The organism is Janthinobacterium rivuli, from assembly GCF_029690045.1.
GTDB lineage: Bacteria > Pseudomonadota > Gammaproteobacteria > Burkholderiales > Burkholderiaceae_D > Janthinobacterium > Janthinobacterium rivuli.
Genome location: NZ_CP121464.1, coordinates 6,295,453 through 6,311,853, shown reverse-complemented (window position 1 = coordinate 6,311,853; position 16,401 = coordinate 6,295,453). Strand labels below are relative to the sequence as shown.

Genomic DNA, 16,401 nt, shown 5'->3' with positions numbered 1-16,401 from the left:
TCCTTATTTGCCCGGTGCCGAAAAACCGGGCTCGCCCGGGCCGGGCGGGATGTCTGGGGCGCCGAACAAGATGCTCTGCGGCTGTTCATTGAGCGTGCTCATGGTGGTTTTCAGGGCGCGCATCGAGGAACGCGCTTCGCCGCTCAGCTCGATTACTTGCGGCAGCACTTCCAGCGACACGCCATTGGCCACCGTTTCCACGGAAGTGCCGACCCGGTCGACCGTGCCATTGACCTTGTCGAGCACGCCGCCGGGCGCCTGGATGTCGTTGCCCAGCTTTTTCCACGTGGCCGTCAAGTCCGACACGTTCTTGCTGGCCGTACTGACGGCCGTCAAGGTTTGCCGCGTCTGTTCCGTCAGTTGCGGCAATTGCGTCAAGGTCGGCTCCAGCTGCTGCGGAATGGCGCCAAAGGCCTTGGCCGCCTTGCCCACTTCCGTGAAGGCGCCCAGCATGGCCGCCTGGTTGTCAGGGCTGAGCAGGTTGTTGACTTTGTTGGTGATCTGCTCGGCTTGGTCGAGAATGCGCTTGCCGCGCTTTTCCAGCTGGTCGAGCAAGCCCGCGCGCAGGGGAATCTGCGACGGCTTGTCCTTGCTGGTGCCCAGCAGTTTCGAGCCCACGTGTTCATCGTCGAGCTGGATGTAGGCGATGCCCGTCACGCCCTGGTAGCCGAGGGTGGCAAAAGTGGTATTCGTGACGGGCGTGTCGGGCGCCACGCTGATGTGCACGAGGATTTGCCCCGCCTTTTGCGTGTCGAAGTCGATGGCGTCGACCTTGCCCACTTCCAGGCCCCGGTAGCGCACGGTCGCCTGCGGGTTCAGGCCCGGCACGGACAGGGTGGTGGCGAGCAGGTAAGGCACCCGTTCCACGCGGTCGCGGTTGAACCAGACGCCGAACAGAATCGCGGCCACCAGCAAGGTGAGTGTAAAAAATCCCGTCATCAGGGCATGTGATCTGTTTTCCATTACTTCTCCGCTTTCTTGTCTGTGCCGGCGTCGTCGCCTGGCTGCGCGGCCTTGCCCGCCACCGCCGCCTGTTTCTCATCGAGGACGGCCAGCGCGCGCTTGCCGCGGTCGCCGAGGAAAAATTGCTTGATGAACGGGTGGTCGACTTCGATCACCTCGCGCGTGGGGCCGATGGCGATCACGTGTTTTTCCGCCAGCACGGCGATGCGCGTGGACAGGGCGAACAAAGTGTCGAGGTCATGCGTGACCATCACCACCGTCAAGCCCAGCTCGCGGTGCAGCGACTGGATCAGGGCGACAAAACTTTCCGACAGGTCCGGGTCCAGGCCCGCCGTGGGTTCGTCGAGGAACAGCAGCTTCGGCTCCAGCGCCAGGGCGCGCGCCAGGGCCACGCGCTTGATCATGCCGCCCGACAAGTCCGACGGCATTTTGAGCGCATGTTCCGGGCCCAGTCCCACCATATTCATTTTTAATAGTACCGCGTCGTGTACCAGCGCTTCGGGCAGTACGCGCAATTCGCGCATCGGCTGGGCCACATTGTCGAACACGGTCAGGGCCGAATACAGGGCGCCTTGCTGGAACAGCATGCCCCAGTGGTTGCGCAACTGTTGCAACTGGTCGGAACTTGCCTGGTTGATATCTTCGCCAAACACTTTGACGCAGCCGCGTGCCGGATGTTCCAGGCCCAGCATCTGGCGCAGCAGCACCGTCTTGCCCGTGCCGGAGCCGCCCACGATGGAAAGGATTTCACCCCGTTCGATTTCCAGGTTCAAGTCCTGGTGTACGACGGTACGGCCGAACTTGGTCCACAGATTGGTGATTTCCACCACGGGCGCGCTGCCATGCAGGTTGAACTGGCCCCCGTTGCCTTCGCTCACCTTGCAAGCGATTTCGGTATCGTCCGTCATCAGTAGCCCACTCCATTGAAGACGATGGCGAACACGGCGTCGGCCAGGATCACCACGGTGATGGCCGTGACGACGGCGGTGGTGGTGCCGCGTCCCAGGCTTTCCGTGTTGGCCTTGATGCGCAGGCCGAAATGGCACGAGACCAGCGCGATCAGCATGCCAAAAATCACGCCCTTGCCCAGGCCGATCATGTAGTTGGCCAGCGGCACGGCGTCCGGCAGCTTCTGGATGAAATAGCGCGCCGACAGGTTCAGTTCCACCTTGGCCGCCACCATGCCGCCGATCAGCGCGGCCGTATCCGTCCAGATGACGAGCAGGGGCATGGAAATGGCCAGGGCCAGCACTTTTGGCATGATCAGGCGGAAACCGTGCGAAATGCCCATCACCAGCATGGCGTCGAGCTCTTCCGTGACGCGCATGACGCCCAGCTGCGCCGTGATGGATGAACCGGAGCGGCCGGCCACGAGGATGGCGGCCAAGAGCGGCCCCAGTTCGCGGATGACGCTCATGCCCAGCAGGTTGACCAGGTAAATGTCGCCGCCAAAGGCGCGCAGTTGCTGCGCCGACAGATAGGACAGCACGACGCCGATCAGAAAGCCGACCAGGGCCGTGATGCCCAGCGCCTGGAAGCCCGCATGGAAGATATTGGCGGAAATTTCACGCCATGGCCCGCGCATGGGATGGCGCGCGAAGCGGCCGATATCCTGCGTCACCTGGCCCACCAGGGCAATAAAACCCTTCAAATGTTCGAAAAACAGCAGGATGGCCATGCCCAGCTTCATCACGGGCGTGAGGCGGTTGGCGCGCGAGGGCGGCGTTTCCAACGGTCCCGTTTCTTCGATGCGCCGGAAAAACTCTTCCTGCGACGGCGCCAGGGTCAGTTGCGCGGGGCGCTGCTTGCCCCAGGCATTCCAGAACAGCTGGGCGCCAATATGGTCCATGCTGTCGATGGCCGACAGGTCCCATTGCACCTTGGCATCGCCCTGCAAGGGCTTGAGCTGGGCATCGATGGCCTTGATGGCATTCTCATGCGCCAGCGCGTGCACCTGCCAGGTGCCGCTGGCAGTGACAAGGGCTCCCTGTTGGGAGCTGGTCTGGGAGAGGGTCAGTTTCGGCGATTGTACAGTCGGCATCGTGCCAGTTTAAGGGAGAATGGCGCAGACCGCCACCGCTGTTCAATCGCCGGCCCCTCAGGACGCCAGGTGGCGCGCTTGCCGCTGCGGCAAGGCGACGTCCGGGCGCAGCTTGGCGCTGCCAGTACTCACTTCGGCTGGCTTGGCATGTGCGGCTGCCTGCGCGCCGCCCGCATAGTCGCTGGCCACGAGGGCGTTGGCCTCGACCGCGCTCATGCCGCGCGTCTGCAGCCATTGCGCTACCAGCTTGGCCAGGCGTTCCATGGCGATGCGGTGGGTGGCGTCCGTGTGGGCGTACAGCCAGTTCGAAAAATCCATGAAGTTTTCAAACGGCGCATCGCCCAGCATCCATTGCACCGTATTGGCGAAGCGGCCCGAGTTGGCCACCAGGTCCCAGTAGCGGGCGAAGCGCACCAGGCGCTGCATGCTCATGAAGTCGAGCTGTTTATTCGCCAGGATGGTGTACGGCGGGTGCGGGTCGAATACCATGCCATAGTTTTCCGTATGGCGGATGATGGGCGTGCCGCGCAGCCGCTTTAAGATGCCGAACTGAATTTCATGCGGTTTCAAGGCCACCAGCTTGTTGAAACCGGCCGCGAAGCTCGCTTCATCCTCGCCCGGCAAGCCGGCGATCAAGTCCACGTGCAAGTGGGCGTTTGATTTTTCGCACAGCCAGCGGATATTGTCGGCCGCTTTTTGATTATCCTGCTTGCGGCTGACCAGCGATTGCACGTCCGGATTGAAACTCTGGATGCCGATCTCGAACTGCAGCGCGCCGGGCGGGAACTTGCTGATGCCTTCTTTCAAGGCGTCGGGCAAATGGTCGGGCACCAGTTCGAAGTGGGCGTAGATGGGATCGTCCGGATTCGCCTCGATCTTGTCCAGGAAGAACTGCATGATCTTCAAGCTGGTCTTGATATTCAGGTTGAAGGTGCGGTCGACGAACTTGAACAGGCGCGCGCCGCGCGCATGCAGGGATTCCATCTCGGCCAGGAAGTTCTCCAGCGCGAAGGGCCAGGCCGTCTTGTCCAGCGCCGACAGGCAGAACTCGCACTTGAACGGGCAGCCGCGCGACGCTTCCACGTAAATCGTGCGGTGGCGGATATCGTCGTCTGTATACAAGGAGTAGGGCAGCTGCAGTTCCGCCAGCGGCGCTTGCACGCCCGCGTGGATCTTCATCAGCGGTTTTGGTCCGTTGAGGATCTCGCCGCAGAGTTTGGGGAAGGTGACGTCGCCCCAGCCCGTGATCAGATAATCGGCCAGTTTGACGATTTCCTGCTCGCCCGCCTCATGCGACACTTCCGGCCCGCCCAGCACGATGATGATCTCGGGCGCCACGCGCTTGAGCATGGCCACCAGTTTCGTCGTTTCCTCGACGTTCCATATGTATACGCCAAAGCCGATGATGCGCGGCTTGTTGACGAGGATGCGCTCGACCAGTTCCGTGGTTTTCGTGCCGATGACGAATTCCTGCAGCCGCGTCTGCGCTTGCAGCGGCCCCATATTGGCCAGCAAATAGCGCAATCCCAGCGAGGCGTGGGTGTAGCGGGCGTTCAGGGTGGAGAGCAGGATGGTCATGGCGGCGATGGAAACGGCGAAACCGCTATTTTACGCTGTCGCGTCAGCTGTGCGCTGCGGCCACAAATGCCATGTTACCATTTGTCAATAATTACTAACTTGTCAATGCTACGGCAGGGTAAAGGGATATACGGTGCTGGCGAAAAACGTACTCAAGAAAAAAGTCCTGGTCGGGACGCTGGCCGCAGTGGCCGTGGTAGCCGCCGCACTGGTCGGCTACCGGGTCTTCGGCTGGGGCGCGATGGGGCCGGTCAACGGCTTGAAGCTCGATTTGTCGCGGCCCGACGCGCTGGTCCGCACGAAAAGCCTGTCGGCCTTGCCGCGCGACTTGCTGACGGTGCCGCTGGCGCGCGACGTGCTGCGCGAGGATTTCCTGTTCTATTACGAGCAAAGCGAAGACCGGCTGGGCCTGAAGGGCAGCTTGCGCCGCATTGCTTATGAGCATGAACTGGGCTGGGGCGACCAGCTGCTGCGCATGGTGCTGGACCAGCCGGCGGAAGTGGCCTTGTGGCGCGATGCCGACGGCTCGCTCAAGCACTTTGCCATTGCCGTGTCGCGCAGCCAGCTCACGCGCCTGCTCGAGGAAGCGGGCAAGATCGCACTGAAGGATACGCAGATGCGCGTGGCCGGCAGCTTGCGCGTCGATGGCGCCAGCGTGCCCGTCTACGCGCTGAACTATGCCTACCAGCGCACCTTGCTGTTTGCCGCGCACGGCCAGCGCCTGGTCATCCTGTCCCATCCCGGCATGCTGTATGGCGGCAGCGACGGCAAGCATGGCGATGGCACGGCCGAGAAAACCGTGGCCAGCCTGCTGGCGCCAGAGCCGGCCAAACAAAACGTTTTTCATCCGCAGTTCCATCTCGACGGCGCCGCGCCCGAGGGCCACAGCATCGCCGTCAAGGCCGATTTCCTGTCCTTCGGCTACCAGCCTTTCTTTGGCGCGTTAGAGGCGCTGCGCTTCGATTTTCAACAGGGCGCCTGGCAATCGAAGGTGCTGCTCAATGCCGATAAACTGAAAAACGGCGGCTATGACAGCAGCGCCCTGTGGCCGCAGTTGCCGCACAACCCGAGCGCCTGCTTCAGCGTGCCGGTGGACTGGACCGCGCTGCAGCCCGTGCTCAAGCGCCTGGGCAGCAAGACGTCGGAGCCCGTGGTGCCGCTGGCCGGGCACTTGCAAGGGCCTGCCGCCGCGTGCTGGTACGGCAATTCGCGCCTGCATACGCCGGTGTTTGTCGCCACGCGCAGTGCGCAGGCCGGTGATGACGCCGTCTATGGCAGACTGTTCGAGGCGGCCATCGGCGGCAAGGACCCCGTGCGCAAAACGACAGGTAAAGATGGTGCCACGCGTTGGGAACGCAATGTCGCCACTGCCCTGGGCCAGTCCACGCCGGCGCTGGCCGTGGCCGGCAATACCGTAGTCTTCTCGGCCGACGGCAAGCTGGTGGACCAGGTGCTGGCCGTGCGCCGCAAGCAAGCGCCGGCCGCCAGCGACCTGCTGCCCGATGGCGCGCGCACGATCGGCCTGATCGCGCCGGCGTCGCTGGCCCGGCTGATCCAGCTGGAAGCCTTCGACACCCTGCCGGCGAATAACGAACCGGTCTTGCGCGCGGCCGCCAACGAACACTTGGTGCCGCGCCTGAACGCCTTGAAAAAATATCCGCCGCTGCGCATGATGCTCAAGCGGCAGCCAGCCAGCGGCACGTCATGGGAAACGCTGGAATGGCAGGAGGCCGGGCGATGACGCTGTGGCATGGGCGGCATGCGCGCCGTGCCGCCTTGCGATCGCTGGCGGCTTGCGCCGCCACCGTGGCAATGCCTGCCTGGGCCTTGCGTGCGGCTGCCGACCCTCAGGTGCAGCTGTCGCAGGCGCAGAGCCGCGCCTTCCAGGCGTGGATGCTGCGCATCGTCAACGCGCAGATCGAACGCGGGCCGTCGCCGCGCTGGACGCACCGCGATTGCGCCGGCCTGGTGCGCTTTGCCGTCAATGAAGCGCTCACCGTGCATGACGCGAAGTGGCTGCATGCGAATGGCATCGCCAGCGACCGGCGCCTGCCGCCCGAGCTGGAATTGAGCGCGTCCCAGGCTGCTCTGCGCAACCGCTGGGTGCAGACGGGCGGCAGCATCGGCCACTTCGTCACGGCGCTGGCGCTGGTGCAGCACAACAGCCGTTTCATCGCCCGCGAAATCAGCCAGGCGCTGCCCGGCGACCTGCTGTTTTTTGACCAGGGCGACGAACAGCATTTGATGGTCTGGATGGGGGCGCGCATCGCCTACCACACCGGCACCGTCACCCCCGACGACAATGGTCTGCGGACCGTCGATATCAAAGAACTTACGAGCTGGAAGGACACGCGGTGGCAACCTGTGGTCAACAATCCCAATTTCGCCGGGGTGTTCCGGCTGGCGTTTTTATCATGAAGCTGCTATTTATGGGCCTTCTCGCGCTGCTCACGCTGGGCAGCGTCTCCGCGCAGGAACGCGAACCGAGCAACGAGTCTAGCAACTACGCCACCTTCAAGGGTGAACCCTTCTTCCTGCTGTCGGACGCCAGCTACGGCAGTGTTGATGAAGCGCGCGTGCGCCTGGAAGTGCCGGGCCGCGACATGGGGCGCATGAACCTGGAAGCGTATTCGGGTGCCGACATCGTCGTCTATCGCGTGCCCGAACCGATGGAATTCCTGAAAAAGCAGCGCAATCTGCACCGCATCCAGGTCGAGGGCAATTACCAGGGCGAAGGCCTGGCCAACACCTTGAGCTTTTTGTGGGATCGCTGGTGGAAGCAGTCGCGCCTGGCCTGGCGCAAGCTGTTTTCCGGCGATGCGCGCCTGGCCGTTACCAAAGAGCAGCCGCAGCTGGCGACGAATGACGCCATCCGCCGGCGCACCGTGTTCGCCAACCATCCGCAGTACAAGCCGATCAAGGGCATGGAGCTGGTCGACAGCTTCCGCTATCCGATCTGGCAAGCCAAGGCCATCGCCCCGCCCAAAGGCGTCAAGCTCGATGGGTCGAGCAGCGACTTCATCGTCGCCGGCGCCGGCAACGTGATGATACCGCTGGGCAAACGCAAGCCGGGCCTGTACCTGATCGAAGCGATCATCGGCGAACACCGCGCCACCACGCTGGTGTTCGTGTCGGACACGGTGGCTGTGACCAAGGTATCGTCCGGCCAGATGCTGGTGTGGACGGCACGGCGCGACAACAGCGCCGCCGTGGCCGGCGCCAATGTGGCGTGGACGGACGGCACCGGCGTGCTGCAGTCGGCCACCACGGGTGTCGATGGCGTCGCCTCGCTCGAGCGCGGCAGCCCGGAACACACGTATGTGCTGGGCCAGGATCGCGACGGCGGCGTGTTCGTATCCGAGAATTTTTACTATGACAGCGAAATCTATAACACCAAGATTTATGCGGTGACGGACCGGCCCCTGTACCGCCCCGGCGACGAGGTCAACGTCAAGTTTTTGGGCCGCGAATTCACCTCCGCGCGCAACTCGCAGGCAGCCGCCGCTGCGCCGATCAGCTTGAGCGTGCTCAATCCGAACGGCACGCCGCTGCTGACGCAAACGCTGCAGCTGTCCGGCGACACGGGCGCGGACACGCGCTTCCGCTTGCCCACGGAAGCGACCGCCGGCGGCTATGAACTGCGCTTCAACTACAAGGATGGCGTGTATGGCGCGGCCTTCCGCGTGGCCGAATACGTCAAGCCGCACTTTGAAATCAACGTCCAGCCATCGAAACCGGAATTCAAGACGGGCGAGGCCGTCAAAGGCAGCATCGCGCTGCGCTACCCCGACGGCAAACCGGTGAAAAACGCGAAGATGACCCTGTCCTTGCGTGGCCAGCAAAACACCATGGTCGAAGGCGAGCTGCGTTACAGCGGCCTGTTCCCCGTGGCCCTGAAGACCGAGGAAGTGACGAGCGACGGCAGCGGCAATGTGGACTTCAGCTTGCCGCCCGCCGCCGATCCCTCGCGCTACATCTTGACCGTGCTGGCGACCGATGGCGCGGCCTACCGCGTCAAGGCGACGCGCGAGTTGATGATAGAACGTTCGAGCAGCAGCTACCAGCTGAAAGCCACGCGCCAGTTTTCCGATCCGGGACAAAACGTGCATTTTGACTTGCTGGCCGACGGCCAGGGCGCGGCCAAGCCCGTGCGCTGGGAGATGGTGCAGCTGGAAAAACAGAGCAAGACCGACGGCGCGTTCGACCCAAACGCCAAGGGCTGGGACGTGACGTTCCCCGCCTCGGGCTCGTATCAGCTGGCGCTGCGCGACGAGCGTGGCAACTTGCTGGCCGCCGCCAGCCACTGGGTGTCGGGCGATGGCGTGCAGACGACGCCGGGCAGCATCGAGATCGTATTGGACCGCGCCCGCTATCGTCCGGGCGACACGGCCGAAGCCCTGATCACCTTCTCCGACAAGGTCGAGCAGGCGCTGTTCACGTTAGAGCGCGACAAGGTGGAGCACCATGGTTTGATGGCCGGCGGCGCTGACTGGTACCAGGCGAAGCGCGTGGCGCCGCGCCAGTGGCGAGTGCGCATTCCGGTAAAAGAAGAGCATGGCCCGAACATGACGTTCTCGGTGGCGTACACGCGCAATGGCGACTTCGTCTTCGAGAACGCCGGCTTGCAAGTGATCGAGCCGCGCATCGCGCTGCAGTTCAAGGCGGACAAAGAGGTCTACCAGCCGGGCGAGAAGGTCACGCTCGATGTGAAGGCGACGCTGGACGGCAAGCCTTTGAGCACGATGGTGGCGCTGGGCGTGGTCGATGAAATGATCTATGTGCTGCAGCCGGAAATCGCGCCGGACATCGGCGACTTTTTCTATCACCCGCGCCGCAACAACGTGCGCACCACGGCCAGCCTGTCCTTCATCAGCTACGATATGGCGCAGGGCCGCACGGCGGGTGCGCCCGCGCGCCACAATTACAACGAGCGCGGCGTCAAGGTGCTCGAGCGTCCACGCCGCGACAATATCGACACGGCCTACTGGGCGCCATCGCTGAAGACCGACGCGAATGGCAATGCGCGCGTGAGTTTTACCATGCCCGACGCGCTGACCCGCTGGAGGATCACGGGCCGCGCGATGGATGAACAGGGGCGCGTCGGCCAGCGCACGGCCTATCTGCGTTCCGATAAAAACTTCTATGCCAAGTGGACGGCGCCCGACTGGATGCGTGCTGGCGATGCGCCGCGCGCTTCGGTGGCCGTATTCAACCAGACGGGCAAGGAGCAGGCGCTCGACGTTGTTCTCTCCGGCGGTGCAGGCGGCACGCAAGCGAAGACGGAAAAACTGACCGCCAAACCGGGTGTCAATTACGTCGAATTTCCGTTGACGGCTGGCGGTGGGCCGCTGCGCCTGGAAGTAAAACAGAATGGCAAACTGGTCGACGCCTTGGACACGGCCATGCAAACCCTGCCCGCGACCTGGAGCAGCCCGCGCTCCTTGGTGCTGCCGCTCGATGGCGCCACGGGTGATATTCCACTCAAGCTGCCGGCGGACGCGCGCAATATCCGCGTCTCGTTCGCGCAAGGCGCGGCCAGCCAGTTCGCGCGCATCGCCGACGATCTGATCGACTATCCATATGGCTGCGTGGAGCAGACGGCGAGCCGTTTGATTCCGCTGGCGCTGGCCACGCAAAGCCTGGGGCCGGACGCGGGTGCTGCAAGCGAGCGCCTGCAAACGCTGCTGACTGCGCAGCGCCTGCGCCTGGTGTCCATGGCCGGTCCGAACGCCGTCTTCGGCTGGTGGGGTAATGCCACGGCCGGCAATGCCCTGATGACTGCCTACGCCTATTACGCCGACTGGTACGCGGCGCGCGCGCTGCGCATCGAGCTGCCGCCCGAGCACTGGAACAAGCTGCTGGCCGTCTACAGCGAACATGGCTTGAAGGATGCGATGGGCGACCGCGCACTGGTGTTGTGGATGGCGCGCGAGATGGGGTTACCGACGCAGACCCTGGCGGCGGGACTCGTGGACGACAGCGCCATCGCCGTCCTGGGTGGCAAGCCGCGCCAGCCTGGCGACACGGGCAGCCTGCTGCTGGGCGGAGCCTCTGACCGCGAAGCGCAAGCGATGTCGTTGGGCCTGGTGGCGGTGGTCGCCAGCCAGAATGGCATCGCCCTGCCGCATTCGCTGCAGCTGCAAGTGGCCAGCTCGTGGCAGGTGCTGCGCGAGTCCAAAGCGCCGGTGGCGCAGGCCTTGCTGATGCTGGCCGGTGAAGTGCCGGCTACCCAGGCCGAGGTGGTGCTGGCCGGCGTGCGCGCCGAGATGCCGACACTGGACCGCGCGATGACCTTGATGTGGGTGCAAAAGAAGCTGGGCGGTGCATCGTTCGGCAAGGGGCCGGTCGTCACGCTGGACGGCGCCTGGCAAAAACGCGACAGCCGCAGCGGCCAGCCGGTCTGGCGCTGGAGCGATACCAAGAGTATTCCCGATAAATTGCGTCTCGCCGCATCGACCGCGGCGCCGGCCGGCACGGTGGCCGTGCTGCAGTATGACAGTCACGCGGCCGAAGCACCGACCTTGCCGGTTGCCGTCGAACGGCGCATCCTGCGCATGAAGGCGGGCAAGGGCGGCTACACGACGGAGCTGGTCAAGCCGGGCGAGGCGCTCAGCACGGACGCGCTCTACCTCGATGAAATCACCTTGAAAGCGGCGCCGGGCGCGAAGCACCGTTTTGGCTTGCTGGAAGTGGCGCTGCCGCCGGGCGCCATGGTCGAATCGACCACCTGGGGCATGGTCATGGCGGGCGACAAGCCGGCGGCGCTGGAACGCGCGCGTCACACCGAGCGCCGCGACGGCTACGCCGTGCCGGTCGAACCGCTGGAAGGTGACGTGACCGTGCGCCACTTGCTGCGCTTTGCGCAGAAGGGCAATTATGTGCTGCCGCCGGCGCGCTTTTTCCGCATGTACCAGCCGGAGCAGAAAGCCTTCGAAGGCGGCGGCAAGACCACGCGCGCATTGAAGGTCGAGTGATGGGCTTTGTATGTCCGGCCTTGATGCTTGCCACGCTGCTGGCGACGCCCGCTTTTTCGGCCTCGCTGGATGTGGCCTGGTGGCGTGACGGCAAAATCGAAGTGCGGCAGCTGCGCCAGGGCGGCACAGCGCCGCCGCCGTTTGACGGCGCGCGGCAAGTGCCGCTGGCCAGCCTGTGGAAGCTGTTCGTATATGTGTATGCGAGTGATAACAAGGTGGCGATGCCCGATTACCGCTGCGGGGGACGCGATCCGGAAGAAGTGTATTGCTGCGATGCGGGCCAGAGCATCGGCCACGACGCGGCGCTGGCGCAATCGTGCGGCCCATTTTTCTCGCCTGGGCGGCTGATGATCACGGCCATCCCGTGGCGCAAATACTGGACCGGCCGCCTGGGTAGTGCGCCGGCAGGGGACTTTGCCTGGCTGGCGGATCCCGCGCAGCTGGCATCAAAGCGCCTGGTGCGCCTGGACAGCCTGCTGCGCGCGCTCGACAGCATCCCGGCCGCCAGCCGCGTGGACGCGGAAGCGGCGCTGCTGCGCGTGGTGCTCGATGGGCGCGGCGCTGGTACTGCCCGATGGTTCGGCAGCCAGTTGCGCGTCAAAACGTATTCCTGGCACGAGCAGCGCCGGGCGGATGAACGTATCGGCGGCGCGGCTGGCTGGCTGGCCGACGGCAGGCCGATCTGGTTTGGCGGCGCGGGCGGCAGCAGCAATGTCTTTGAACAGTGGGCGCCCAGGCTGGCCGCCAGCTTGCCGAAAGTGGGCGCGGCCGACGATGGCGGCTGTGTGGTGGTCGATTACTTCAAGCGCTATCCGATCCGTGCCGTGCGCGGCGAGCGTGGCGTGGCTGCGGTTGGGCCGCTGAATGGCCGCTACCATGTGCAGTTCGACAATGGCCAGAACCTCGCCTTGCGCAGCAGCGGTGAACTGATGCTGCTACAAGAGAAGGGCGGCCGCCCGCAACTGCGCGGTCGCTTCGGCGTCAATGAATATGTGGCGCGCGTGCTCGATCGCGAAGCGAGTACTAGTGAGCCGGAAGCGGCCAAGGCGCTGGCAATCGCCGCGCGCACGTATCTGCAGCAGAACGCGGTGACGGTGGCGGGCTGCCAGCAGATCGCAGACAGCAGCGCGACCCAGCGCGTCAGTCCCAGCCCGGCCACGCCGGCGGCGCTGGCCATTGCGCGCTGGACCGACCAATTGATCGTCGATGGCGTCACCGTGCGCTATCACAGCAACCAGGCGTCCGAGGGGACCATGGCGTGGAGCGAGGCGGTGCGCCAGGCGAAACAAGGCAAGCACTATGATGAATTGCTGGCGACGGCCTATCCTGGGGGTGCGCTGAGCACCTTTGGCAATACCGGCGCGCGTTGCCGGCGCCTGGCGCAGAACGAGGATTGGCTGGCGCGGTCCGTGCCGCGCTGGCAGCGCGTGCTGCTGCGCGAGGCCGGCTACGAGGCGCCGCCGCAAGCGCCGCTGGTCTGCGCCTTGCAGAGCGGCGCGCCGTATTCGGAGCAGTCGCGCAACCGTATCTACATGCGGCCGCTGGCCACGCGCGAAGACCGCATCACCCTGGCCCATGAATACCTGCATCTTGGCCTGCGCAACCATCCGCGCGGCCAGGACGAAGAATATGTCGAGCGGCTGGCCCGCCGGCTCGTCGACCTTAACCTGGAGGCCCTGTGAGTTTTTATATCCGTTGCGCGATTCCCCTGATGCTATTGCCACTCTGGGCGCAGGCCCAGGTCACCATTGACGCCCCCAAGAGTGGCTGGCGCAATTCGGCCGGCGCTAGCGAGGAATACACGCAAGCGGTCAACTACCCCGCCGCGTCGGTCAACCTGCAGCCGGGCCAGGCCGAAACGGCGCAGATACGGGGGCGCATCGCCGGCGCCGTCAAGGGCAAGCCCGCTACGTTGGTGGTCAATGGCGTGGCGATGCCGATGGAAGTGGGTGAGGATGGCAGCTACGGCCGTCCCTATGGCTTCGGCAGCGGCTCGAACAGCGTGGAAGTGCGCTCGCCCGATGGCAGGAGCCGCGCGCGCACCCAGTTCGTCGACAGCTACCAGGGCAAGACCCAGGCGCGCTTGCGCGTCGTGCTGTCGTGGGACAGCGCCGGCACCGACCTCGATATGCACGTGGTCACGCCGGACGGTGGTCACGCCTGGTACGGCAATCGCGTCTTGAAAGATGGCGGCGCGCTGGATGTGGACGTAACCACCGGGTATGGCCCGGAGATCTTTTCCAGCGCGGCGCCCCTGAAGGGCAATTATCACGTCTACGTCAATTACTACGGCAGCGGCGAGAACACAGCCATGCTGACCGTCGCCCGCATATCGGTCATTACCAACGAAGGCACGCCGCGTGAAAAGCTGCAGAGCTTCCAGGTGCCGATGCGGGCCGCCGGCGAGCTGACCCTGGTGAAGTCATTCGTGTTGCCATAAATGGCTCTTGCGGAGCCGCGGCACCTTGGCTATAATTCGCCCCCTCGCTGAACGACGCATGCAAATGCTGAGTAAAGTAGAGAAAAAGAAGGAGTTGACGGATTTAGCGAAATGCTTCATACTCTTCCTTCTTCGCAGCTGACAAACACAACGCTTTGTCGATAGCGCGAAAGCAGCACCGAATACAGTTCTTTAACAATTAACAGTCGATAAGTGTGGGCATTTGATGCAAGTGCAGCGTCAATCTTCGGATTGGCGTCTAACTTAAAATATCAAATGTTCACAAGAAATAATGAAATAGGCGCTACGAAAGTAGTGGCCTGTCAGTTTTTTGAGTGAGCGACCCGTCGCAAGACGGTGCCAATAAAATGGCAAAGTAACAGAGATTAAACTGAAGAGTTTGATCCTGGCTCAGATTGAACGCTGGCGGCATGCCTTACACATGCAAGTCGAACGGCAGCACGGAGCTTGCTCTGGTGGCGAGTGGCGAACGGGTGAGTAATATATCGGAACGTACCCTAGAGTGGGGGATAACGTAGCGAAAGTTACGCTAATACCGCATACGATCTAAGGATGAAAGTGGGGGATCGCAAGACCTCATGCTCGTGGAGCGGCCGATATCTGATTAGCTAGTTGGTAGGGTAAAAGCCTACCAAGGCATCGATCAGTAGCTGGTCTGAGAGGACGACCAGCCACACTGGAACTGAGACACGGTCCAGACTCCTACGGGAGGCAGCAGTGGGGAATTTTGGACAATGGGCGAAAGCCTGATCCAGCAATGCCGCGTGAGTGAAGAAGGCCTTCGGGTTGTAAAGCTCTTTTGTCAGGGAAGAAACGGTGAGAGCTAATATCTCTTGCTAATGACGGTACCTGAAGAATAAGCACCGGCTAACTACGTGCCAGCAGCCGCGGTAATACGTAGGGTGCAAGCGTTAATCGGAATTACTGGGCGTAAAGCGTGCGCAGGCGGTTTTGTAAGTCTGATGTGAAATCCCCGGGCTCAACCTGGGAATTGCATTGGAGACTGCAAGGCTAGAATCTGGCAGAGGGGGGTAGAATTCCACGTGTAGCAGTGAAATGCGTAGATATGTGGAGGAACACCGATGGCGAAGGCAGCCCCCTGGGTCAAGATTGACGCTCATGCACGAAAGCGTGGGGAGCAAACAGGATTAGATACCCTGGTAGTCCACGCCCTAAACGATGTCTACTAGTTGTCGGGTCTTAATTGACTTGGTAACGCAGCTAACGCGTGAAGTAGACCGCCTGGGGAGTACGGTCGCAAGATTAAAACTCAAAGGAATTGACGGGGACCCGCACAAGCGGTGGATGATGTGGATTAATTCGATGCAACGCGAAAAACCTTACCTACCCTTGACATGGCTGGAATCCTCGAGAGATTGAGGAGTGCTCGAAAGAGAACCAGTACACAGGTGCTGCATGGCTGTCGTCAGCTCGTGTCGTGAGATGTTGGGTTAAGTCCCGCAACGAGCGCAACCCTTGTCATTAGTTGCTACGAAAGGGCACTCTAATGAGACTGCCGGTGACAAACCGGAGGAAGGTGGGGATGACGTCAAGTCCTCATGGCCCTTATGGGTAGGGCTTCACACGTCATACAATGGTACATACAGAGCGCCGCCAACCCGCGAGGGGGAGCTAATCGCAGAAAGTGTATCGTAGTCCGGATTGTAGTCTGCAACTCGACTGCATGAAGTTGGAATCGCTAGTAATCGCGGATCAGCATGTCGCGGTGAATACGTTCCCGGGTCTTGTACACACCGCCCGTCACACCATGGGAGCGGGTTTTACCAGAAGTAGGTAGCTTAACCGTAAGGAGGGCGCTTACCACGGTAGGATTCGTGACTGGGGTGAAGTCGTAACAAGGTAGCCGTATCGGAAGGTGCGGCTGGATCACCTCCTTTCTAGAGTTTGCACGAATCAGAAATGATTCACGCATCAAATGTTCACACTTATCGGCTGTTAAATGAAGAAGAAACAGTAGTCGTAGTAGTTCCGCGTTGGGGCTGTAGCTCAGCTGGTTAGAGCACCGTGTTGATAACGCGGGGGTCGTTGGTTCGAGTCCAACCAGCCCTACCAGCTAATTAGTAAAATCTCAGGGGGATTAGCTCAGCTGGGAGAGCACCTGCTTTGCAAGCAGGGGGTCGTCGGTTCGATCCCGTCATCCTCCACCAAAGTTTTACTCGAAAGTGCAAATGTAAGCCTCTGGGTTTAGATTTGATCTTTTAGCGATCAAAGCTGTTTCGTTCTTTAACAATCTGGAAGAAGTAAAGATTATTTATTGATCGGTTTGCCGTAAAAAGCGAATCGATGGGTAATGATTGTATGTATCAACAAACAAGCAACAACGTTGTACTTTCTTATCCCTGTAGCGCTCTTTGATTATTTAG

Annotated in this window: 9 protein-coding genes, 2 tRNA genes and 1 rRNA gene; 8 read left to right on the top strand and 4 right to left on the bottom strand. The window is 62.4% G+C overall.

What is annotated here, in order from left to right:
- Positions 1–3: 3 nt before the first annotated feature.
- From P9875_RS28595 to P9875_RS28580, 4 genes are read right to left on the bottom strand one after another with little or no spacing between them, the layout of a single operon-like run.
- Entirely contained in the window at positions 4–963 is a 960-nt protein-coding gene (locus P9875_RS28595; protein WP_035822902.1) for an MlaD family protein, read from the bottom strand.
- Positions 963–1,871 carry an ABC transporter ATP-binding protein gene (locus P9875_RS28590; protein WP_176389450.1) on the bottom strand — a complete coding sequence of 303 codons (909 nt, stop codon included), beginning with the start codon at positions 1,869–1,871 and terminating at the stop codon, positions 963–965. Before P9875_RS28590 ends, P9875_RS28595 begins: the two co-directional genes overlap by 1 nt.
- On the bottom strand, positions 1,871–3,004 hold the full coding sequence (locus P9875_RS28585; protein ID WP_099403808.1) for an MlaE family ABC transporter permease: 1,134 nt from the start codon (positions 3,002–3,004) through the stop codon (positions 1,871–1,873). Before P9875_RS28585 ends, P9875_RS28590 begins: the two co-directional genes overlap by 1 nt.
- A 57-nt stretch (positions 3,005–3,061) precedes the next feature.
- Complete coding sequence (locus tag P9875_RS28580; RefSeq protein ID WP_278317264.1) at positions 3,062–4,582, bottom strand: B12-binding domain-containing radical SAM protein; 1,521 nt, start codon at positions 4,580–4,582, stop codon at positions 3,062–3,064.
- Positions 4,583–4,715: 133 nt separating this feature from the next.
- Here P9875_RS28580 and P9875_RS28575 point away from each other — a divergent pair, with 133 nt between their 5' ends.
- From P9875_RS28575 to P9875_RS28540, 8 genes are all read left to right on the top strand, one after another.
- Positions 4,716–6,323 (top strand): DUF2138 family protein, encoded by a 1,608-nt coding sequence (locus tag P9875_RS28575; protein ID WP_278317263.1) that lies wholly within the window; start codon positions 4,716–4,718, stop codon positions 6,321–6,323.
- Entirely contained in the window at positions 6,320–7,000 is a 681-nt protein-coding gene (locus P9875_RS28570) for a DUF1175 family protein (RefSeq protein WP_278317262.1), read from the top strand. The genes P9875_RS28575 and P9875_RS28570 overlap by 4 nt, the downstream gene beginning before the upstream one ends.
- A complete protein-coding gene (locus P9875_RS28565) occupies positions 6,997–11,556 on the top strand; it encodes an alpha-2-macroglobulin family protein (protein ID WP_278317261.1) in 4,560 nt (1,519 codons plus the stop codon). Before P9875_RS28570 ends, P9875_RS28565 begins: the two co-directional genes overlap by 4 nt.
- Positions 11,556–13,238 (top strand): DUF2300 domain-containing protein, encoded by a 1,683-nt coding sequence (locus P9875_RS28560; RefSeq protein WP_278317260.1) that lies wholly within the window; start codon positions 11,556–11,558, stop codon positions 13,236–13,238. The genes P9875_RS28565 and P9875_RS28560 overlap by 1 nt, the downstream gene beginning before the upstream one ends.
- Before the next feature lie 29 nt (positions 13,239–13,267).
- A complete protein-coding gene (locus P9875_RS28555) occupies positions 13,268–13,996 on the top strand; it encodes a YfaP family protein (protein WP_176389455.1) in 729 nt (242 codons plus the stop codon).
- A 388-nt stretch (positions 13,997–14,384) separates the two neighbouring features.
- A 16S ribosomal RNA gene (locus P9875_RS28550) occupies positions 14,385–15,915 on the top strand.
- Positions 15,916–16,013: 98 nt separating this feature from the next.
- A tRNA-Ile gene (locus P9875_RS28545) sits at positions 16,014–16,090 on the top strand.
- 19 nt (positions 16,091–16,109) lie between these two features.
- Positions 16,110–16,185, top strand: a tRNA-Ala gene (locus tag P9875_RS28540).
- Positions 16,186–16,401: the final 216 nt, after the last annotated feature.

Coding starts and splice junctions, on each gene's coding strand:
- P9875_RS28590 (WP_176389450.1), bottom strand. CDS start 1,871: ATGACGGACGATACCGAAATCGCTTGCAAGGTGAGCGAAGGCAACGGG.
- P9875_RS28580 (WP_278317264.1), bottom strand. CDS start 4,582: ATGACCATCCTGCTCTCCACCCTGAACGCCCGCTACACCCACGCCTCG.
- P9875_RS28570 (WP_278317262.1), top strand. CDS start 6,320: ATGACGCTGTGGCATGGGCGGCATGCGCGCCGTGCCGCCTTGCGATCG.
- P9875_RS28585 (WP_099403808.1), bottom strand. CDS start 3,004: ATGCCGACTGTACAATCGCCGAAACTGACCCTCTCCCAGACCAGCTCC.
- P9875_RS28595 (WP_035822902.1), bottom strand. CDS start 963: ATGGAAAACAGATCACATGCCCTGATGACGGGATTTTTTACACTCACC.
- P9875_RS28555 (WP_176389455.1), top strand. CDS start 13,268: ATGCTATTGCCACTCTGGGCGCAGGCCCAGGTCACCATTGACGCCCCC.
- P9875_RS28560 (WP_278317260.1), top strand. CDS start 11,556: ATGGGCTTTGTATGTCCGGCCTTGATGCTTGCCACGCTGCTGGCGACG.
- P9875_RS28565 (WP_278317261.1), top strand. CDS start 6,997: ATGAAGCTGCTATTTATGGGCCTTCTCGCGCTGCTCACGCTGGGCAGC.